27 protein-coding genes are annotated in these 21,013 nt (G+C 35.1%); 9 read left to right on the top strand and 18 right to left on the bottom strand.

What is annotated here, in order from left to right:
• Window positions 1–6: 6 nt before the first annotated feature.
• On the top strand, window positions 7–450 hold the full coding sequence (locus tag ISP71_03350; GenBank protein ID MBL6663120.1) for a sterol desaturase family protein: 444 nt from the start codon (window positions 7–9) through the stop codon (window positions 448–450).
• On the opposite strand, the gene ISP71_03345 is transcribed toward ISP71_03350, so the two are convergent.
• The 3 genes from ISP71_03345 to ISP71_03335 are packed head-to-tail and all read right to left on the bottom strand — an operon-like array spanning window position 447 to window position 2,603.
• Complete coding sequence (locus ISP71_03345) at window positions 447–935, bottom strand: hypothetical protein (GenBank protein MBL6663119.1); 489 nt, start codon at window positions 933–935, stop codon at window positions 447–449. The two genes, ISP71_03350 and ISP71_03345, sit on opposite strands and share 4 nt — an antisense overlap.
• Window positions 935–1,438 (bottom strand): FMN-binding protein, encoded by a 504-nt coding sequence (locus ISP71_03340; protein MBL6663118.1) that lies wholly within the window; start codon window positions 1,436–1,438, stop codon window positions 935–937. Before ISP71_03340 ends, ISP71_03345 begins: the two co-directional genes overlap by 1 nt.
• 34 nt (window positions 1,439–1,472) lie before the next feature.
• A complete protein-coding gene (locus ISP71_03335) occupies window positions 1,473–2,603 on the bottom strand; it encodes a hypothetical protein (GenBank protein ID MBL6663117.1) in 1,131 nt (376 codons plus the stop codon).
• 121 nt (window positions 2,604–2,724) lie between these two features.
• Between ISP71_03335 and ISP71_03330 the strand changes: the two genes are divergently transcribed.
• From ISP71_03330 to ISP71_03295, 8 genes are all read left to right on the top strand, one after another.
• Complete coding sequence (locus tag ISP71_03330) at window positions 2,725–3,102, top strand: hypothetical protein (GenBank protein ID MBL6663116.1); 378 nt, start codon at window positions 2,725–2,727, stop codon at window positions 3,100–3,102.
• 23 nt (window positions 3,103–3,125) lie between these two features.
• Window positions 3,126–3,653, top strand: a complete 528-nt coding sequence (locus tag ISP71_03325) for a cytochrome b/b6 domain-containing protein (GenBank protein MBL6663115.1) — start codon at window positions 3,126–3,128, stop codon at window positions 3,651–3,653.
• Window positions 3,654–3,666: 13 nt separating this feature from the next.
• Entirely contained in the window at window positions 3,667–4,143 is a 477-nt protein-coding gene (locus tag ISP71_03320) for a DNA starvation/stationary phase protection protein (protein MBL6663114.1), read from the top strand.
• 65 nt (window positions 4,144–4,208) lie between these two features.
• On the top strand, window positions 4,209–5,723 hold the full coding sequence (locus tag ISP71_03315; GenBank protein ID MBL6663113.1) for a 2,3-bisphosphoglycerate-independent phosphoglycerate mutase: 1,515 nt from the start codon (window positions 4,209–4,211) through the stop codon (window positions 5,721–5,723).
• A gap of 2 nt (window positions 5,724–5,725) precedes the next feature.
• A complete protein-coding gene (locus tag ISP71_03310) occupies window positions 5,726–7,114 on the top strand; it encodes a dipeptidase (GenBank protein MBL6663112.1) in 1,389 nt (462 codons plus the stop codon).
• 85 nt (window positions 7,115–7,199) lie between these two features.
• A complete protein-coding gene (locus ISP71_03305) occupies window positions 7,200–9,221 on the top strand; it encodes a thioredoxin domain-containing protein (GenBank protein MBL6663111.1) in 2,022 nt (673 codons plus the stop codon).
• Window positions 9,222–9,259: 38 nt separating this feature from the next.
• Window positions 9,260–9,610 (top strand): hypothetical protein, encoded by a 351-nt coding sequence (locus tag ISP71_03300; protein ID MBL6663110.1) that lies wholly within the window; start codon window positions 9,260–9,262, stop codon window positions 9,608–9,610.
• A gap of 22 nt (window positions 9,611–9,632) precedes the next feature.
• Window positions 9,633–10,130: a hypothetical protein gene (locus tag ISP71_03295; GenBank protein MBL6663109.1), complete on the top strand. Its 498-nt coding sequence runs from the start codon at window positions 9,633–9,635 to the stop codon at window positions 10,128–10,130.
• Here ISP71_03295 and ISP71_03290 read toward each other — a convergent pair.
• From ISP71_03290 to ISP71_03220, 15 genes are all read right to left on the bottom strand, one after another.
• Window positions 10,123–10,491: a DUF393 domain-containing protein gene (locus tag ISP71_03290; protein ID MBL6663108.1), complete on the bottom strand. Its 369-nt coding sequence runs from the start codon at window positions 10,489–10,491 to the stop codon at window positions 10,123–10,125. The two genes, ISP71_03295 and ISP71_03290, sit on opposite strands and share 8 nt — an antisense overlap.
• On the bottom strand, window positions 10,488–11,714 hold the full coding sequence (locus tag ISP71_03285) for an alpha/beta fold hydrolase (GenBank protein MBL6663107.1): 1,227 nt from the start codon (window positions 11,712–11,714) through the stop codon (window positions 10,488–10,490). The genes ISP71_03290 and ISP71_03285 overlap by 4 nt, the downstream gene beginning before the upstream one ends.
• A gap of 49 nt (window positions 11,715–11,763) precedes the next feature.
• The gene (locus tag ISP71_03280; GenBank protein MBL6663106.1) at window positions 11,764–12,108 is read right to left on the bottom strand and encodes an SdpI family protein; all 345 of its coding nucleotides are present in this window, start codon (window positions 12,106–12,108) and stop codon (window positions 11,764–11,766) included.
• Complete coding sequence (locus ISP71_03275) at window positions 12,081–12,941, bottom strand: hypothetical protein (protein MBL6663105.1); 861 nt, start codon at window positions 12,939–12,941, stop codon at window positions 12,081–12,083. Before ISP71_03275 ends, ISP71_03280 begins: the two co-directional genes overlap by 28 nt.
• A gap of 248 nt (window positions 12,942–13,189) precedes the next feature.
• Window positions 13,190–13,711: a hypothetical protein gene (locus ISP71_03270; GenBank protein MBL6663104.1), complete on the bottom strand. Its 522-nt coding sequence runs from the start codon at window positions 13,709–13,711 to the stop codon at window positions 13,190–13,192.
• A 36-nt stretch (window positions 13,712–13,747) separates the two neighbouring features.
• Window positions 13,748–14,140 carry a hypothetical protein gene (locus tag ISP71_03265; protein ID MBL6663103.1) on the bottom strand — a complete coding sequence of 131 codons (393 nt, stop codon included), beginning with the start codon at window positions 14,138–14,140 and terminating at the stop codon, window positions 13,748–13,750.
• Between the two features lies 1 nt (window position 14,141).
• Complete coding sequence (locus ISP71_03260) at window positions 14,142–15,323, bottom strand: hypothetical protein (GenBank protein ID MBL6663102.1); 1,182 nt, start codon at window positions 15,321–15,323, stop codon at window positions 14,142–14,144.
• Complete coding sequence (locus ISP71_03255; GenBank protein ID MBL6663101.1) at window positions 15,324–15,752, bottom strand: hypothetical protein; 429 nt, start codon at window positions 15,750–15,752, stop codon at window positions 15,324–15,326.
• A 54-nt stretch (window positions 15,753–15,806) separates the two neighbouring features.
• Window positions 15,807–16,223: a hypothetical protein gene (locus tag ISP71_03250; GenBank protein ID MBL6663100.1), complete on the bottom strand. Its 417-nt coding sequence runs from the start codon at window positions 16,221–16,223 to the stop codon at window positions 15,807–15,809.
• Window positions 16,224–16,444: 221 nt separating this feature from the next.
• Window positions 16,445–17,038 (bottom strand): hypothetical protein, encoded by a 594-nt coding sequence (locus tag ISP71_03245; protein MBL6663099.1) that lies wholly within the window; start codon window positions 17,036–17,038, stop codon window positions 16,445–16,447.
• 66 nt (window positions 17,039–17,104) lie between these two features.
• Window positions 17,105–17,344, bottom strand: a complete 240-nt coding sequence (locus tag ISP71_03240; GenBank protein MBL6663098.1) for an HTH domain-containing protein — start codon at window positions 17,342–17,344, stop codon at window positions 17,105–17,107.
• An 89-nt stretch (window positions 17,345–17,433) separates the two neighbouring features.
• Entirely contained in the window at window positions 17,434–18,102 is a 669-nt protein-coding gene (gene tsaB / locus ISP71_03235; protein MBL6663097.1) for a tRNA (adenosine(37)-N6)-threonylcarbamoyltransferase complex dimerization subunit type 1 TsaB, read from the bottom strand.
• 1 nt (window position 18,103) lies between these two features.
• Window positions 18,104–19,393, bottom strand: coding sequence for an efflux RND transporter periplasmic adaptor subunit (locus tag ISP71_03230; protein ID MBL6663096.1), 1,290 nt, complete (start codon window positions 19,391–19,393; stop codon window positions 18,104–18,106).
• A 3-nt stretch (window positions 19,394–19,396) separates the two neighbouring features.
• Window positions 19,397–20,752, bottom strand: a complete 1,356-nt coding sequence (locus tag ISP71_03225) for a TolC family protein (GenBank protein MBL6663095.1) — start codon at window positions 20,750–20,752, stop codon at window positions 19,397–19,399.
• Between the two features lie 28 nt (window positions 20,753–20,780).
• Window positions 20,781–21,005, bottom strand: coding sequence for a hypothetical protein (locus ISP71_03220; GenBank protein MBL6663094.1), 225 nt, complete (start codon window positions 21,003–21,005; stop codon window positions 20,781–20,783).
• Window positions 21,006–21,013: the final 8 nt, after the last annotated feature.

Here is a 21,013-nt window from a genome sequence, read left to right as displayed (position 1 = left end):
CAATTCATGAGCTTAATATTAAAAATCACCATCGTTATTATCACATTTTGGCTAATGGAATTCATAGCTTGGGCAACGCATAAATATGTTATGCACGGATTTTTATGGAAACTACACAAAGATCACCACCAAGTCAATAAAGATAAAATCCTTGAAAACAACGATGCTTTCTTTCTAATTTTTGCTATTCCTGGTGCTACCTTTATGATTTTAGGCTCTACCCTTCTATATATTGGAATTGGAATTACTCTATACGGGTTTGCCTACTTTATCGTTCATGAAGTTTTCATTCATCAACGTATAAAACTATTCAAACGCACTAGCATCCCCTACTTCAAAGCCATACGAAAAGCACACAAAGTGCATCATAAAAGTCTAGTAAAAGAAGATGGATCTTGTTTTGGAATGTTGATTGTTCCTTTCAAATTTTGGAAAGAAGCCAAAGTTTAATTGTCTTTTTTCAAAAGTAATTGCCATAACAGTGTTACAATCAACAGTATTAAAGACAAATGCATCAAAATTCCTGATATCATTATAACATATTTCACCCATGTATGTCCTAACCAAAGTAGCCACAATCCACCAAAGGTAACTACTAAAGAGACGTTAGGCTCTATCATTAAAAAGGACTTGAAACCTCTAGGTAAACTCGTAAAAAATACCATAAAAGATAATATGACAAACAGTATAGAAATAGTTATTACATGACTATGAATTATACCGTGTAATTCTCTCTCGGACATCTTAAAATGTAACTCCTCTGCTTCTTCGTTAAATTCGTTTCCAAGTACATTTTCTTGTATGCCCTTAGATTTGAAATCTGTAGTATGCTTTAATAAATCTAAACCCGAAAAGTAACCAAAAGAAAGCGTCAGTAAAAAAACAGATAATGATATTCTGAGGGATTTGGGTAATTGCTGAAGTTTGAAGTCCATTATTTGCTTGTGATGTGGTGTACTTGATGCCAATTTTTCATTTTTTGGTTTAGCGAAGATACGACCATTTTCATTGATTCTACAGAAATAGTTGCTCCGGAAATAGCTTGGACTTTTTCTGAAGGGCGTGTCAAAAACTGTTTTAGCCATCGCTTATTGGCAATTTCACCTCCGTAATTTTCCCTATATGCCAAAATTTGAAGCTTAAGCAATTCCATATCTCTAGAGTAAATAGCTAAAAAATCAAACATATCGTGCTTGCTAGGAGCTTGTTGCAAACACATATAACCAATGATGCTATCGTTAGTCGTTAACTCATAATAATTAGGACTCAAATCGATAGCCGATTTGGAATAATCAATATTAAACTGCTTCTGAACAGTAAGCTCTGCTTTGGACAACATCTTGTCTGTGGGCACCCACTGACCGTATGCCGTATTAGCACAAAGCACTAAAAAGAGTGTACCCGTCAGTAAGGCAGGTACAACTCTATTGAAAAGCATTTGATTATAAATTTTATTAACCAATTTTCTAAAATTAGAACCAAACGGCAACGCCAAGGTTAAGGTGTTTTGTTTCTTCAGATGATGCCTCAGTACTTTTTAACTGATAGTCTGCTTTGAAAGCAGCACCTTGATTTAACTTGTAAGTCAAACCTACTGTCTTGTCAGTTCTATCATAAGCAGCATTAGCGGCAAAACCATCTGTTTCTTCGTGTGTATTATAATTCTCATAACGCCCGAATACAATCAGCTCATTTTCAGATTTACCATCCAAGACATTGTATCCAGCTTCTAAGTAGTAACCTAATAATTTAGAACCAACATCAGCACCAGTTTTGGCGTTATACTCAGCCGTATTTTCTAAATTGGCAAGGATGTACTGACCTCTAGCCTGAAAAGGACCGTTGTTGTATCTGGCATCAACCCCCATCATAGTTATGCCAACTTGAGTAGAATCCGCTTCAAAATCAGAAGTTTCAGAATTACCCTTATAAAAAGATGCTCCAAAGTTCCAGCCTAACATACCGAAGTAAGATAATCTACCTGCAAAATCAAAGTCCGAAACAGTCGCTTCTGCACCTTTCTGACGACCTCCTCTAAGTCCTTTATTACCACTAAAATTAGCTGAGCCGTTGTCATAACCTAAAGGACCATTGACCATCATCAACTGATAGTTTATAGATTGCTCATCTAAGCGACCATTAATTCCAACGCCAATTTCTCTCCAAGTCGTAGGAACAATGTATTTATCGACGTTAGTACGTTCAACACCATTGAATGTTGGAGGCTCGTGATATAAATTTTGAATCCCCATAGGAATAAGCATCAAACCAGCCTGAAGACTCATATTGTCCTTTATTTTATAGTCTAAAAAGGCTTGTTCAACATAAAGCTCTACAACATGTTCATACTCTAATTCCGAAACAAAAGTAGCTTTGTCATTAAACTTATAACCTAAAAAGGTTACTAAACGGTGAACATCAAGTTTACCGTTAGAATTCATTTTGTTGTCATTGTCTAAATTGAAGTTTCCATCAATTTGACCATAACCTCCAATAATAAAACCTTCTTTGCCGCTTAAAATATTCTCAGCCGTATTTTGAGCCTGTAAAAAAGGTATTGCTAGAAAGCTTAAAGTGATTAACACCTGTGTTTTTAATTTCATGTTTTTGAGTTTTAATGTTTAATTTTTGGCAAAGATAACTAGTTTGTTTTTATTTAGACTAATTTTAAATAAGAAAATTTAAACTAATTTTTGAACGTGTTTTTTATTACCTTTGTGCGATATGAAAAAGCACTTATTTTTCTTGCTAATTCTTTTTTCTTGCAACACTCAAGACTTTCTGATTTCTTCCACATACCAGCATTGGATTGGTGGGCGACCTGAAACGGGTAGTGGCACGAATTATCGTTTTCAATGCATTGCTCCAGCCAATGATTCTGCTTTTAAAATACAATCCATAAAAGCACATCAAAATGTTTTGAACTACAGTATAAGCCCTGAAAACTTTGAGAAAGGCGATACCTTAATGGTGTTTGCATACAAAAGCAAAGAAGTTTGGAATTCAGATACTTTATGCAAAATAGACTATGAACTTTATGGCAAAGTCCACACCTTAGTTCCTAAAGAGTTGAAACAATTAGAACGGCTCTTATATCCCTAATCCCTAAATCAAAACCTAAACCCATGAAAACAACGAACAACCTCAAGCAAAAATATTCTACTGCTACAATAGCTATTCATTGGATTAGTACTATTCTAATTTTAGTATTATTTCCTTTGGGCAAATACACTTCTGGCATTGAAGGTAATGAGAAATTAAGTTTGATTCAAATCCATGCTTTACTAGGGTTAGCCTTATTAATATTGACCCTAATAAGGACTTGGTTATTTTTCAAAAGTAAACGCCCAGCCGACCTAAAAACTAACTCTAAGATTAATGATAAGTTAATTGTATGGGTTCATAATCTGTTTTACATTTTGCTATTTGCCATAACAATCAGTGGAATAGTAGCCATGTTAAGTGGTGGTTATGTAGAAGCACTAGAAAGTCAAAATATTCAGCACATCAAATCTGAAGGCGACATCAAGGCTCTTGGCGGACACGGACTATTAGCTTTGATAATGGTAATTTTAGTGATAGTTCATATAGCAGGAGTGATTAAACATTATATCAAAAACAAGGAAAATACCTTAAAACGAATTTTACCATAAAACTTATTAAACTATGAACGACACATTAAACCCAATAGGCTTAGACAGTAAAAAATGTGAAAAATTAGCCGTTTCACTTAACGAATTATTGTCCAACTACTCCATACTTTACCAAAATGCTAGAGGCTATCACTGGAATATACAAGGTGATAAATTCTTTGAATTACACCTTAAATTTGAGGAGTTATACAACGATTTATTTGTAAAAATAGATGACATAGCCGAGCGAATTTTAACATTAGGACATAAACCTCAACACCAATTTTCGAACTACATTCAGCAAACATCAATTACTGAAAGTAATGATGTAAGCGATGGGCAGAAATCTGTCAAAGAAATTTTAAGTGCTTTCTCTATACTTCTGAATAAACAAAGAGAAATTCTTGATTTATCAGATGAAATAGGTGACGAAGGCACAAATGCATTAATGAGTGATTATATCAGAGAGCAAGAGAAGTTAGTATGGATGTACTCAGCCTATTTGAAATAAATATTTCGTTCTAAATGTGGTTTTAGTGTTTAAAATTGACAATAAAGCCATTATCTTTGTGCTCTATGAGAGGAAAGAAGACGGTTTTAATGATTTTAGACGGTTGGGGGCATGGTGATAAGACTAAATCGGATGCTATTCACAATGCCAACACCCCATTTATAGATTCACTTTACAACAATTACCCCAATGCTGAACTGCAAACCGATGGTTTGGAAGTAGGACTACCTGAAGGACAAATGGGAAACTCTGAAGTTGGACACCTCAATATTGGTGCAGGACGAATTGTTTATCAAGACCTCGCCAAAATTAATAAAGCATGTGCCGAGGATACTCTTGAGCAAATGCCAAACTTACAGGCCTCCTTTGATTATGCAAAAAACCATAATAAAGCTTTACATCTTATGGGACTCGTTTCAGATGGTGGTATTCACTCCCATTCCCAACACCTATTCGAAGTATGCCGCTTAGCACAAAAAGCAGGAGTAAAAGAAGTCTATGTTCATGCCTTTACCGACGGTAGAGACACCGACCCAAAAAGTGGTAAAGGATTTTTAGGAGAATTAGAAAACAACCTTCATGGTGCAAAGATAGCCTCAGTCTGTGGCAGGTATTACGCTATGGACAGAGATAATCGTTGGGAGCGGGTGAAACTAGCCTACGATTTATTAACTAAAGGTCAAGGAAAACCGACACAAGATATAGTACAGAGTATTCAAAATTCTTATGACGATGGTGTTACAGATGAATTTATAAAACCCATAGTTTGTGTCAATGATAAGAATGAACCCCTAGCAACTATCAAAGACGGTGATGCTGTCATCTGTTTTAATTTCAGAACGGATAGATGTAGAGAAATCGCCACTGTACTAACTCAAGAAGATAAGTCAGAGTTTGATATGCATACTTTAGACTTACACTATACCACTATGACGATGTACGATAAAAATTTCAAAAACGTAAACGTCATCTTTGAAAAAGACAACCTCAACAATACACTTGGACAAGTCATTGCCGAAAATGGATTGAAGCAAATACGTATTGCCGAAACAGAAAAATACCCGCACGTTACTTTCTTTTTCTCTGGTGGTAGAGAAGCCGAATTTGATGGAGAAAAGCGACTGATGGCAAACTCTCCAAAAGTCGCTACTTATGACTTACAACCCGAGATGAGTGCTCACGAAGTTGTAGCTAAAATTGTGCCTGAGCTAGAACATGCTACGGCCGACTTTGTATGTCTTAATTTTGCCAACCCCGATATGGTAGGACATACTGGCGATTATGACGCCATCATCAAAGCTGTAGAAACGGTAGACCAATGCACTAAAGAAGTTGTTGAAGCAGGTCTAAAAAGCGATTATGCCTTTATCATTATTGCCGACCATGGCAATGCCGACTTTGCTATTAATGCTGACGGCAGTCCTAATACAGCACATACCACTAACCTAGTGCCAAGCTTTTTATTGAACAGCGATTACACGCATTTAAACAACGGAAAACTGGGCGATATTGCCCCAACAATACTAACCATTATGGGAGTAGACATCCCCCAAGAAATGACTGGAAATAGTCTTGTATAATTATGGAACACATTAAGACATACATTCAAGAACACAAAGACCGATTCGTAGAAGAATTAATGGATTTACTCAGAATTCCTTCCATTAGTGCAGACCCTGCTTACAGCCAAGATGTGAACGCTTGTGCCGAATCAGTCAAAGACCATTTAGTCAAAGCTGGTGCCGACAAGGTAGAAATATGCCCCACTAAAGGATACCCTATTGTCTATGGTGAAAAAATCATTGACCCTCAGCTACCTACTGTTTTAGTCTATGGTCATTATGATGTTCAACCTGCCGACCCCTTAGAGCTTTGGGAAAGTGGCCCTTTCGAACCTGTTATTAAAACCACGGACATACACCCAGACGGTGCTATTTTTGCTCGTGGAGCATGCGATGATAAAGGACAAATGTTTATGCACGTCAAAGCATTTGAGTTGATGATGCAAACCAACTCTTTAGTCTGTAATGTCAAGTTTATGATAGAAGGAGAAGAAGAAGTCGGTTCTGATAATTTGGGTGATTTTGTTAAAGCCAACAAAGCACGTCTTAAGTGCGATGCTATTCTTATATCTGATACAGGAATCATTGCTAACAACACGCCATCCATCACTACGGGTCTTAAAGGATTGAGCTATGTAGAAGTTGAAGTTACGGGTCCAAATCGAGATTTACATTCTGGATTATATGGTGGTGCTGTTGCCAACCCCATTAATATATTATGTGAAATGATAGCATCTATGAAAGATGAGAATAACCACATCAGCATACCTGGGTTTTATGATAAAGTGGTCGAATTATCTTCCCAAGAAAGAGCCGATATGGCAAGAGCACCCTTTTCTTTAGAGCACTATAAAAAGACCTTAGACCTCAGCGATATTCATGGTGAAGAAGGCTATACAACTATGGAAAGAACAGGCATACGCCCTACCCTTGACGTTAATGGTATATGGGGCGGATATACTGGAGAAGGTGCAAAAACAGTCATTGCCTCCAAAGCATTTGCTAAAATTTCTATGCGTTTAGTTCCTAATCAAACCGATGAAGAAATTACTAAGTTATTTGAAGACCATTTCAAAGCCATTGCGCCAAAGAGTGTAAAAGTAGAAGTACGCCCACATCATGGAGGAGAACCTTATGTAGCACCTACAGATAGCCCAGCTTACTTATCAGCGAGTGCTGCTATGGAGGCTACCTACGGCAAAAAACCTGTACCCATAAGAAGTGGAGGTAGTATTCCTATTGTAGCTCTATTTGAAAAAGAACTTGGTGTAAAGTCTATTCTTATGGGCTTTGGCTTGGACAGCGACGCTATCCATTCTCCTAATGAACACTACGGTTTATTCAACTATTTCAAAGGCATAGAAACTATTCCACACTTTTTTGCTAAGTTTAGAGAGTTAAATCAATAATTCTCCAATTCGTATTAGCAGCAACACCATAACATCATCGCCTTTGACTATTTACAAATAGTCTTGCATTCGAGGAACGACTGAAATGAACGAACATCAATATACCAACGCCCTTATCAATGAGAGCAGTCCGTATTTATTACAACACGCCCACAACCCTGTGGATTGGTATCCTTGGAATGAACAGACCCTAGCCAAAGCGAAAGAAGAAGGTAAACTTCTTATTATTAGTATTGGTTATTCGGCTTGTCATTGGTGTCACGTTATGGAGCACGAAAGTTTTGAAGACGAACAAGTGGCACAAGTCATGAATGAACGTTTCATAAATATCAAAGTAGATAGAGAAGAACGACCAGACATTGACCAAGTTTATATGAATGCTGTTCAACTCATGCAACAGCGTGGAGGCTGGCCACTCAACTGCATAGCTTTACCTGATGCCAGACCCGTTTGGGGGGGCACCTATTTCCCTAAAGAACAATGGATAGAACAGATTAATCAAGTCGCCAATTTTTACGAGCAACGCCCACAAGATATGCTAGACTATGCCCAAAAGTTAGCCAAAGGCATACAACAGTCGGAGCTAGTCAGTTACAATAAAGAAAAGCCCAACTTCAGCTGGCAGGATTTGGAAAATACCCTGGAGCATTGGAGCAAACAATTCGACTACAAAGAGGGAGGCCCTAACCGAGCACCTAAATTCCCCATTCCCAACAACTACCTTTTTTTGATGCGTTATGCACACCTCAAACAAGACAACAAACTGAGTGAGTACGTTCAGCTAACTTTAGATAAAATGGCTTGGGGCGGCATTTACGACCAAGTGGGTGGTGGCTTTGCTCGTTATTCTACCGATAAGCTATGGAAAGTGCCACACTTTGAAAAGATGCTGTACGACAACGCCCAATTGGTGAGTTTGTATAGCGAAGCCTTTAGCTGTTATGGCAAAGAAATGTATAAGGACATTGTAGAGCAAACTTTAGCCTTTGTTGAAAGGGAGTTGAGCCACGACAATGGTGCGTTCTATTCAGCCCTAGATGCCGATAGCGAAGGGGTTGAAGGTAAGTTTTACGTCTGGAAAAAAGAAGAACTCAAAAGCCTTTTGGGGCAAGACTATCCCCTATTTGCTAAATACTACAACATCAACCACAAAGGCTATTGGGAAGAAGGCAATTACATCTTAGTCAAAGACCAAAGCGATGCCGACTTTTGTAAAAAAGAAAATATAGAATTAGACGACTTTCAGCAAAAAGTCAAACACTGGCAAAGCAAATTGTTAGAAGAAAGAGAACAACGCACACGCCCAGCTTTAGACGATAAATCCTTAACCTCTTGGAACGCCCTTATGTGCCAAGCCTATACCGATGCCTACTTAGCTTTTGGCAACACATACTATTTGCACACTGCCATAAAAAACGCCCGTTTTATTCTAGACAAACAATGTCAAAGTGACCATAGTTTGTGGCACAGCTACAAAGACGGACAGTCTTCTATCAATGGTTTTTTAGAAGATTATGCCTTGACCATTTCGGCATTCATACGTTTGTACGAAGCGACCTTTGACGAGCAATGGCTCAACAAGGCTAAGGACTTAACAGACTATTGCCACGCTCATTTTTACGATAGTCAGAGCGGTATGTTTTTCTTCACCTCAGACTTAGACGCTCCCCTTGTAGCTCGTAAAATGGAAATTAACGATAACGTCATGCCGGCATCGTCTTCCGTTATGGCCAATAACCTATTTGCTTTAGGACAACTTTTAGACAATAGCGACTATTTGAATATGGCACAACTGCAATTGAACAACATCAAAAGCGATATGCCCTCTTACGGTTCAGGCTATTCCAATTGGGCTATCTTGATGCTAAACTATATAGCCCCTTTTTATGAAGTGGCTATTGTTGGAACTCAAGCCCTACAAAAAGCCCTAGACTTTAAACAACACTATGCCCCCAACACCTTGCTATTAGGCAGCACGACCGATAGCCCATTACCTTTGCTGCAAAACAAAATGCTGGAAGGACAAACGACCTTCTACCTTTGCCAAAACAAAAGTTGTCAGTTACCAACTACAGAGCTACCAGCAGTCCTTGACTTAATAAAGTAAATGCTTTAACTTAGTACTAACAAATTAAACTTAAAACTATGAAACATTTACCCCTAGTATTCTATGCCCTATTTTGCATAGGTCTCTCAAGCTGTACACATTCCGATTGTCAAAAACAAGCCAAAGATTTAGAAGAACAAGAAACAGAAGAAATCAATGATATGAGTGAGTATGTCGATAAGCAAATCGATAAGGGCATCTTTTTTGGACAAGCAACCAAAACACTAAAATTCAATGAAGAAGGAGACACCGTAAGTGTCATCTCAGCTACTTGGGTAGCTGAAGATAAATTGGTGGGTTGTGATGAAAGACAAATACAAATTCATTATGAAGAAGTCAGCAGAGAAGACATTGAAAATAAATTTCTAAAAACTGACTCTTTAAAATGATATTATATCTTATTTTTGGAGTATGACCTACTTCAGAGAAGAACAGCATTTTAGACAAAAACTACTTTGGTTAGTTATCCTTTTTTTTCCAGCATTTTCCTTGTACGGCATCTACGAACAAGTTATGATGGGCAATGTCATTGGCGATAAACCCCTCAGCGATGAGGGTATAATTACCTTTTCCCTACTGGTTGGTTTAGGTTTGCCCGTATTGTTTTGGTTCATGAAGCTCAAGCTAAGAGTTAGCTCTGAAGGATTGCACTATCAGTTTTTTCCCATACACATCAAAGAACGACTGATTCCCTTTGAAGATATCAAAAGCTATAAAGCCCGTACCTACTCGCCCATAAAGGAGTTTGGGGGTTGGGGCATACGCTTTGGTTTTGAGAGCAAGGCATATAACGTCAGTGGCGATAAAGGTTTGCAAATAGAATTGACCAACGGTAGAAAGGTATTGTTTGGCAGTCAAGAGCACCAAGCCCTAGCAAAGGCTATGAAGAAAGCCCAAAACGCTAGTTAGGGCGGCAGTCTTCTTCTTTACAATGCAAAGGAATAATCTGACGCTTTATAGCCAATTCCTTATAAGCCCAATGCCCTAGCCGACTCACTTTTAAAATATAAAAGACAGGAACAAACAACCACAAGAGAGGCAGTCTGACTAAGATTTGCCAGATGCTATCGTAACCGTAAAAGACACGAGAATGTCTGTTGATAGATGCTAGTTGTTCTAAACCTCTTTCTTTGGAAATAGCTGAGCCTTCATAAGTTCGTATATCGGCTTGACGGATACCATTGAAGATATCCAAACGTTTGAGCCAAGACCCAAAACGTACACACATCGGACACCAAGAATCGATGTAAATTATAAAGCCTACTTTCAATTAATTAGTATTTTTTTAAATACAAAATCCTCATCTATTTTTACAGATAAAACATAAAAGCCATTAGAGAATCGATTTTTATTTAAAGTAAATATAAACGAATTTATACTCATTTCGTGATAAACCTCCTTCCCCTCTATATTTAATAGGCTAATTTGTTCTATTATTCTTTCTGTTGGGCTACTTAAATGAATAAAATCATGAGAGTACGACAAATGTAATAAGTCATGATTATAATATTCATTATTGACTGAAGAAAGGCCAAATTTGTTGTTTAACCAATAATAAATGGTATCGCCCACAGCCTCACTTAAAGTTGGAGTTGTTGATTCGGTAAAATAATGATTAAGATCATTCATATAATAGAAATCAAAATTTGAGTTGAGGTTATTTTGTAGGAGTTGAGCATCTTCAATAGGCACATTAAAATCGTCTGAGGCATGAAGAAACAACATAGGTTGCGTAGCTTGGTTAAAATGATATATGGTAGAATCGGTAATATCCATCCAATCACGCCAAAACAACGGATACACATTAAGATAAGGGGTGTTATTAGACCATGTAAAATTTCGTATTTCACTAAAATCATTTAAAGTCTGGTTATATGTAGCGTCTCCTTGAGCGGTATCATTTAAACAATAATAGTACAAGTGCCTAAACTGTAAAGCAAGAATAGTATCTATTCCTCTTGAAACTGTACCCATAGAAATAAAAGCAGCAATATCATTCCTTTCATTGGCTACTAAGGGATTAAAGTTAGCTCCTTGACTATGACCTATTAGAAAAATACGATTAGTATCAATATCAGTTCTTGTTTTCACATAATCTATAGCTGCATTAACATCATCAATAAAATCATAAGGGCTAATGGTCTCGGCATTAAGTGTTGATCCGTAGGTAAACGACCGTTTATCATAACGCAAAACAGCAATACCATGGCTTTGTAATTGCTCTGATAAGTCTTTAAAATTTTTAATGGTTTGGTTATGCAAGGAAGGATATAAACATTGTGCATTACCACCCGTTAGCAATAGTGTTTGGTCTCTATCGTTAGCTCCTGAACCATGAATAAGAATAGCAACAGGGAAAGGCCCCTCAGTAGATGGGCTGCTAAAAGTTGCATTCAAAGATAAATCCCCACTATTGAAATTAACGGATTCATTGATTTGGGCATTTAACCCCAAGCAGAGTAAGAGGAGTATAAATAATTTAAAATATTTCATAGATTTAATTTAATATGGGACTTTCTTTGAAGAAAACTACTTTGTTCTGCTATTTCTTATTTTTACTATCCATTTTTTTTAATTTTAATTCTAAAATTACTATTAAATATATAGTATAAATCGCAAAGTTTATTAATGACCATTCCACTAAATAAAACAGTTTTTTATTAATCAAAATAGGTAATTGTGTTATTAACATTAACGGAATTGAATAAAGCCAATTTTTTGAAAAAAAGCTTTGGGCAAACTTCCAGTTATTAATATTCTTCATAGCTCTTTTAGTTCTATATCCCAAGATTGGATTTATTTCATCTTTTGGTATAAAATAATAAATGATAAGCGAAGAAAAAATTGCAAAATCTACAATTAAAATTGTTTTAAGATAATCCTCCATATATTTTTGAATTTTAATGTTTTGACATCGATAGACAAATTTGCAGGTATTAAATATAAAGTTAGAGCCGCAAACATTGTGAAATAAAAGCTAATTAACCCATGAATAAAAGCTATACTTGTGTGAAAAAGAATACCCATTACATAAAATAAATATCTATTATTATTTTTTCTGTGTAATAAAATACAAGCTGAAAGAAAAAATTCTAAAGCTAAAGTACCCCATGTGATAAATGTTACTATAAAATTATTTGAACATAGATACACCGTTAACTTTAATAACTTTGGATTTACTCCAAAAAAATTGTGTGTAAACCAATAATAAACGGCTGTTCCATTAACCCATTCTTCGACAAAAAGTTTGCCTACAAAAGCATGTAAATATATTACACACACCTGTACCGAAATCAATAGAAAGAAAATATCACTTACTACTTTTTTTGGTATGTTTTTTTTAGTATCGCTATACCAATGATTGATCCGATTATCCATCAATGTTATTGGAATTAAAAGCAATGTTAGATTTGAAGCTATATGATCACCGCCATCAATAATATCGCAACTCAGAAAAAAACTAAAAGTAATATACCAGTGTAAAACACCAGTAATACGAGGGTAAAAGCCTAATATTACCCAAAACAAGATAACAATCGAAATTATTTTAGCATAGATTAAATGATGTCTTAACAAATAAAAAAGATTATAATCATAAACAAAATTAGTACTGTATGTTATTTCCAGTCCAAACAAAACATAATTACTGTTAAATAAAAGTGTTAAAACAGTACCCAAAGCTAAAACTGAACGACCAATATTATAAGAAGATAAATACATTTATTTTATAGATATAAATTTGAATTTTTTCTTTTGTGAATTGATATTTTTTGACCAGGCCCAAGGAACCCTTTCTTCTTTTACTATTAAATAGTTTCCTTTAAGGCTTAATGCATCATTTTTAGAAATAGTTAAAGTATCAGCATTTAATAAATAAAAATCTTCGATTTTATCTAATGATTGCCAATTATAAATGCCTGAGATAATATCTGAAAAGCAACAAACAGATGAGTTTTTTCATTATTAGATTAATTGTCCGTATTTACATAAACAATATTAAATTTCAAATGTGGGTGTTGATTAATGGCTTGACCCAATCGTCTAAAAAATAATTTAGTAGGTCCGTAAAATTTATAGGACCAATAAAAAATGATATTAAAATCACTAGCCGATTTTTCTAATTGGGGTGGAATTAACTTTTCGAATAAAGCTAAATTGGTGTGATACAATTCATGTGTTTTTGAAGACAAAGCAGAAATATTAGTCGTACTATCTAGATTAAGAATAAAGTTTATTGGGGAGTATGAACACGAATCAAATAATGGAAGATGAATTAATTCTCCTTTAGAGTTATATAAATCTAGACCTACAAAATGTGTTGAAATAGGAAATGTATTTTTTAAAAAAACTTTTTCTTTCGGTATTCCATAATTGAGTGCTTTGACAAATACCTCATTTTTATTGTAGTTTATAGAGGACTTATAGCCTATTAACAACTTACAAGATGTAAGTAAAATAGCAAAGATTGATATAATAATATATTTTTTCATTTCAAGAAAAACAGGGGTGTGTAGATTTTGAAGATATTAATCTTGACTTAAAGTCTGAATAAAATTCAATTGTTGAAGTAATTCACTAGCATCAAGTCGAATTATACTATCTATCTCTAAGTTTTCATCTATTAAAATTACTCCAGAACCACTTAAACCTAACTCTTTATAGTCTTCTTTATAATCGTAAATCAAATCGTTTTTAAAATCATTTTTTCTAATATCCGTCAAATCTATAACTGTCCCTAAGGCATTTACAACTAATAGTGTACTATCAAAGGCTGTATTAGTAATCGTATTTGCCAAACTACTATTGCAATTAGGACACCCTTTTTCTGTTAGTACAATTATGGAGTGATACTTATTTTCTAAATGATGATGATTCAAATAAGTTGAAACATTGCTATGCTCTGTACAAGCTATAAACATACTAGTCGATAGTATAAATTTTAAAATGGGTTTTTTTAGGGTCATAATTTTTTACGAATTTTGGTTTGACTTTTAAAAAAATACCTTTTTGAGTTAAAAATGAAAAAGTGGGAGATACACTATAATCGGTCATAATAAATTCATTTAATTTCTCAAATTTTTCATTATAAACCAACCAAGACCAATTGCGTTTATCCCAACAGTCTTCTGCCTTACCCTCAAATTGGTGAAAAGCAAAAAGGTGTTTTAATTTATGCTTTTCACTGGCAAGTAATTTACTTATATAACTAGCACTTTGTGTTTGCCAAAAGATATTTTCTTGAATTTTACTTATTGACTCTTTAGTAAGTTCAAACCTTTTTTTATCTATGTTTGTTTTTTCGACATAATCAATATGTTTCTTTATCGTTTTATTCTCACTTATATTTGATAAATAGAGAGTATCAGGAATTATAGAGATTGAAAAGATTTTATCTTCCAAAACTAAATAATGATGAATATCTAATGCCAAATGGTTTTTTGGTGTGAAATTTTTAATAAATGCATTTAGTAAAAATGAAATTCGAGGAATGGTATCAAATATATTACTCATCTTTATTAAATATGGCAGTTCAATTGAAAGCTGATTATATTTTAAAATCCCTTCATAATTTGATAAATCATTGATAACTGTAGGACTTAAATTAATTCCAACATAAAGAGATTCGTTATATAAAAAATCATCTAACCTAGAAGATGTAAACTCCAATGAAGGAATAGTATCAGGCACATATTTATTCAAATTTAATTTCTTAAAACAACTGCCTCTTTCATTAATAAAAAATATTACTCCTGAATAAGATGACAACACTAGAATAGTATCTAAAGACCATATACTAATGTCATTAAGTGAGTGTGATATCGTAGCTTGTTTAAAATCAATAGTTTTTACATAGTCTCCATCTGAAGTAAAAAAACTAACCGATTTTTCAGTCTTACCATTTCCTAGATAAATGTATTCTTGTTCTGTGTGTTCGTCATAATAAACTCCAGAAAATCGATTACTGGGCACAAAATTCGTTTCAAAAACTTGAGAATCTAACTGCCTTAAATCCAAAGCATTATTTTGACATGAATGTAAAAAAGCCACCAATCCTAATAGAAATAGAATTGACGACTTAAAATAAAATCTTAGAAGATTCATTTATCTAACAAGAATTGGATATGCAGAATGAACTTCCCTATCTTTCTTGAACACTAAATAGTGTTTATTCTGAGTTCGATTGTAACGGTGAGATACTTTTAATTGCTGACGAATTACACCATTAATAGTTTCTGTTATTTGTTTTTGAAATAGTCGCAGATAGTAATCTTTTTCCGAAAATTCAATCACAAATCCATAATTTCTGAAATGATAAGTGGATTCTAAGGATAAATACGAACGATTGACATCATAAGAAATATGAGCTAAGATATTAGGACTTAGGTAATTGCTATGTGCTTCATAGGGTTGCTCTAAGGTTTGAAGTGGTGTATTAAAATTATAAGCAACAGCACCTCCCCAATTTAAAGAGAGGTGCTGCTGAGCCAATATTGAATTGCTTAAAAGCAACAAAAAGATGAGTTTTTTCATTGATAGGTTTCATTAATAATATCATCGGAGAGTAAGGATTTCACCATTAAATTTTCATCGCATAAAAAACGAATGGGTACTGGAAAGAAAAAACCCTCTAAATATAGTATTACTTTGACTAAAATGCGAACGAATAAAACGTTTGATACACCAACGGTCATAAGGGGGAAAGCCACTAAATATTGATTGTAATACAATGGGAGATTGCTGAATACCATAGGATTTTAATTGTGCTATACTTTCTTTAGGGTTAGAACTAGTACAGACAAGTATGACATTAACACTTGTATCCTTACTGAGTGGTGCAATTTCTTTTTGCAATAACTCATGTGCTACTCCACACCAACTGGGATAAATAAACACCACGTTTTTTTTATTCTCAACATGAAGGATATATTGTTTACTTCCAACTAATACCCAAATTGATATGGCTAATAAAAAAAAGACGATAATATTAATAGTTGTTTTCATAATTTAATTAAGTACTAACTCAAACTGTTGAATTTTATCATCATAAAATTCAAATAATACAGGATAAGGGGTTATTATGCCAAAATCAGAAGGTATAATATCTCCAAAGTTTATGTAAACACACACCTGTTTTGTCTAGCAATATTTCACCCATAGGTAGAATAAAATACATACTATCAAAGCCGTTACATTATTCCACAAGATTTTTTTTAATTTATTTTTCATTTTGAAGAACCTCCTCCTTCTCCCCCATAACTATCATGACAATTTTGAATACATAATCCCATCCATATTAATGCCGCAATATCAGCAAGAGGTAAAGGACCATCAGCGACACCCATATATAAACCACTAATTGCACAGCCAGCAATACATGCATTTACTTTACTTTTTTTATTCTTTTTTTTCAAATATACTGGCTCATAAATTGCTTCTTCTTCTTTATAAACCATTTTGAAATCAGCAAATGATTCGATTTCTTTGAAATCATATAATTTCAGTTCATGTTTCCAATTAGAATAATCAACAATAAATGACGAAGAATTAGAAACGATTAATCTACTGACAACTTTATCATTTTCAATAACTGGCAGACTTAATAATCCATCCACCCTCTGAAAATTATCCCAACTGATATGTTCAAAAATATTAGGTTTATTATTTTTTAGTTCAATTAATTGTGACTTTTCATTATTTGATAGACTCACTTCAGTTGGGAAAACAAAGACATCTTTTTCACAAGAACTAAAAAATACGCTTCCTAAGATGACAGCAATAGCTACTAGAGCTGTCCATCTAAAATTTAATTTTTTCATAATTTTTAATTTTTATTGTTAATATGCCCACAAAACTAATGGCTCAGCGTCTCATTTAATGAGACTCTAAAAAATTTTTTCAAAAAACTCCTCTCTACTCATGTGAAAGTCTTCTTCGTAGTAATGTATTTGGCTTATTCTACAATAGCGTACTGGTGCTCCTATGGATTTGAGCAGGTCCAAATCTCTAAATAATGTGGCTCTTGAAACGCCGAATTTTTGCGCCATTTTTCTAGGGAAAACTCTTTTTTTATTCGACAAAAAACGATGTAGGGAATAGACCCGTAACAGTTTACTTTTAGACATGGCTTTTTCATTTATACATTAAGTAACTGCAATTTAAAAAAAAAAATTATTTAAGAAATAATGAATGACGTTAAGCTTGGGTTAAGTTATTACTTCTTCACTCCCGCTACAAAGTCCTTGAGGTAAAAAGGCTCAAAATAGGCTACATCTTCAAAGTCTTGGTTTTGAAATTTGTCCTGTGCTAAAGGAATCATATTTGTTGCTGAAGGGTAAACGCCCAATTCAAAACGAGCATTAGTGTGTGTTAGCACATCTTGGCATTTGTCTGCACCATCGCCAAAAAATAATAGGGGTCCTTGTGCCAATTCCTCCGCAAAAGAATCCTGGTCTATGATTTTTGCTACTACTGGACTGGCTTGTGATTTAGAATAAAGCGCGCAATAGACTTCCATACGCCTAGCATCGAGCATAGGGCACAATTGTGCCTCAGGATACTTGTCTTTCATAGCTTGTGCCATAGCTCCTAAAGTGGAAACGGCTATCAAAGGTACATCACTAGCATAACACAAACCCTTAGCAGTAGATACGCCTATACGGAGTCCGGTATAAGAGCCCGGTCCTGAACTTACAGCAATGGCGTCCAAGTCCGATACCTTGAGCCCCTCTTGTTGTAAAAGTTGTTCTATAAATACGGTGAGTTGTTCGGAATGGGAATACTGTTCTGAAACTTCTTCTTTGACAGCCACTAACTGACCGTCCCTTGCTAAAGCTACCGAACAACTTTTAGTAGCCGTTTCTATGGATAGTATCCAAGCCATATTAGTTAGTGCTTACTGAAAATGAAATGGTTGAGCCTTTGGAAGATGATGACTCATCGTTGACGATAAATGAACCGTCATTGAGTAGTCGTGAAACTGCACTATACGGTCCTTTGACAACAGACATACTATCGCTAACACCCGAAAGTATCTGTATGTATTCATCGTCTTGAATCCCCGTTTTTACCACTAGCATCTTAACGGTAGCACCTTGCACTTCAAAAACACATTCCAGCTTATCGTCTCCCCCAGCTGTATCTTTACGAGTTGTTACGGCTTGTATAGGCAAAGACAATACGTCTTTGGCACGTTCAGATTGTATGTCCACAGTAGCTGTCATACCGGGTCTAAAACTGACAGAATCTATAATCCTTACTTTGACTTCAAAGTTAGTCACTTGGTCAGCACTAGAGCCTGTTACATTAGCCGAATTGGCAATTTCAGAAACTAAGCCTTTGTATTTTTCTCCTAAAAAAGCGTCCACTTCAATAAGGGCTGTATCGCCCAAACTCACGCTATTGATATCGTTCTCATTGACCTCAACTGCTACTTCCATACGGTTCAAATTAGCTAGACGCAATAACTCCGTTCCTGCCATTTGGGCTGTTCCTACCACTCGCTCACCCAACTCTACATTGAGGCGTGAAATAGTACCTCCAATAGGAGCATAAATATTAGTCTTATTCAAATTTTCTTGAGCTTCTCTTAAAGAGGCTTGAGCACTACTAACTGCGTATTCTCCATCTTCTACATTGAGCTGAGCTACAGTGTAGGAGGCTTGTATTTTTTCAAATTCAGATTTAGAAATAGTCCCGTTATCGTATAGTGATTTGTTTCTGTTAAAGTTGGCTTCACTTTCTATCAATTGGGCTTTGGCTTTGGCAAGTGCTGACTTAGAAGTGTTCAAAGCGGCTTGACTTCTTTCCAAGATAGATTGGTAGGTGTCGGGCTTTATCTTCAACAACAAATCGCCCTTTTCTACTTGGTCGCCCTCCATAATGTAAAGCTGTACAATCTCACCTGAAACATCAGGCGATATCTTAACTTCTACTTCTGGCTGAATCTTACCACTTGCCGAAACCGTTTGTACTATGGTTCTCTTTTGCACCGTTGTAGTTTGCACATTAATACCGTCTTCAGAAGATATCCAACCTGCCCATTTAGCAATAAGAAGTAGGAATCCCAAAGCAAATAAAGAGATACCAAAAATTCGCATCAAACGATTTTCTTTTTTTCTAGCGAAATAGAACAAAGCGATGCCAACTAAAATGAAAATAATAAATACTGTCATAAGTTAAAATATAAGGGGTTTGCCCATATAAAAATCCAACATCTTGGTTTTAAATAGGTAATCGTATTTGGACTGCAACAAATCGGTTTCAGCCTTAAAAAGTGTGTTTTTTGCGTTGTTATAATCGTAAGAATTGACCAACTGCAAGTCGTACTTGTTCTGCGTATATTGGAAAGATTCTTCTTGATATGCAACGGCCTTTTTACTCGCTATATATTTCTTTTGTGCTGAACGAGCATCGTTCTGGGCTTGTTCTATGGTTTTTCTCAAATTGTTTTTAGCCTCTTGCAAACTGTATTGAGCTTGTAAGACTCCTATCTTTGCTCGGCTAATAGATGCGTTGGCTTGCCAATTATTAAAAATGGGAATACTCAAACTCAAACTGATCGCTTGACTCACGTTGTCGTTAAATTGGTCTTCAAAAGGATAGTCTTGATAAGTTGGTATCGCTCCTAAAGAATCGTAAACTAAGCGTCTATTAGCATCAGAATACAAAGTCCCTAAACTAGCCGATAGGCTCAAACGTGGACTCCTAGCTCCTTGTGATATGGCTAAAGAACGCTCTGAGCTTTTGAGCTTGGACTCGGCGCTTTTTACATCTGGCAAATTTTCTAAAGCTAGATTATATACCGCTTGATTGTCAACTGTGCTGTAATTTTCATCGACCTCAACCTCCAACTGAACTATATCAAAGGATTCGGAAACCGACAAATCCAATAACTGCATTAAATTCAATTTAGCGATATCCCTTTGATTTTGAGCATTGATGAGTTGCAATTCTTCTTGGGCTTTTTGAGATTCGGTATTGAGCAAATCGCCTTGAGGTAAACTCCCCACTTCTACCATCTTAGAAATACGTTCTACCTGTAATTCTGAAACATCAACTTTCTGCTGACTCACTTCTACCAAGTCCGAATTGTATAGCAATTGCAAATAGGCGGTAACAATATTGACCGATATATCGTTAGCTATTTTTTCAGCATCGTATTTCGATGACAAATAATCAAAATTATTTTTTCTGATGTTGTTGATGCTCTGAAAACCATTGAAAAGTGTTACTGAGGAACTCAAACTAAAATTATTATTGCGTACTCTATCAATAGTAATTTGATTAGTTACAGGGTCTATGTTACGTCCAAAATTGGTGTTATCAGAAAGACTACCATTCAAGTTAGGCAATAAAGCCATTTTAGATTGAAAATGATTTTGCTTAGAAATTTCGGTATTGAGAAAGGCCTTTTTAATCGTAATGTTATTGTCTTGAGCATAACGCAAACAATCTTCTAAAGTCCATTGCTTTTGGGCATAAATACTAACCGTACCAAAAACAAAACAAATAAGAATAAGGATTCTTTTCATACCATCAAAGATATAGTTATTTGGTTAACTATGCTTTGAGGCGTTTATTGTATCGCATCCAAGCAAAAGCGACTATTGCTAAAGCCAAATAAGGCATCGCCATAAGATACAATATGCCATCGTTCAAGCCTGAGCCTATGGCACTACCTCCATCGATGTTGCTTTCTACAACCGACTTACACATAGCACACTGAGCGTAAGCTTGATTCATCAGAGTTGCTAAAAATAATACGATAAGAATGAGGTGTTTCATAGGTACAA

The sequence above is a fragment of the Flavobacteriales bacterium genome (assembly GCA_016779995.1).
Taxonomy (GTDB): domain Bacteria; phylum Bacteroidota; class Bacteroidia; order Flavobacteriales; family UBA7312; genus UBA8444.
Note: the sequence above shows the minus strand (reverse complement) of the source record. Positions and strands in the feature narration are given on the sequence as shown.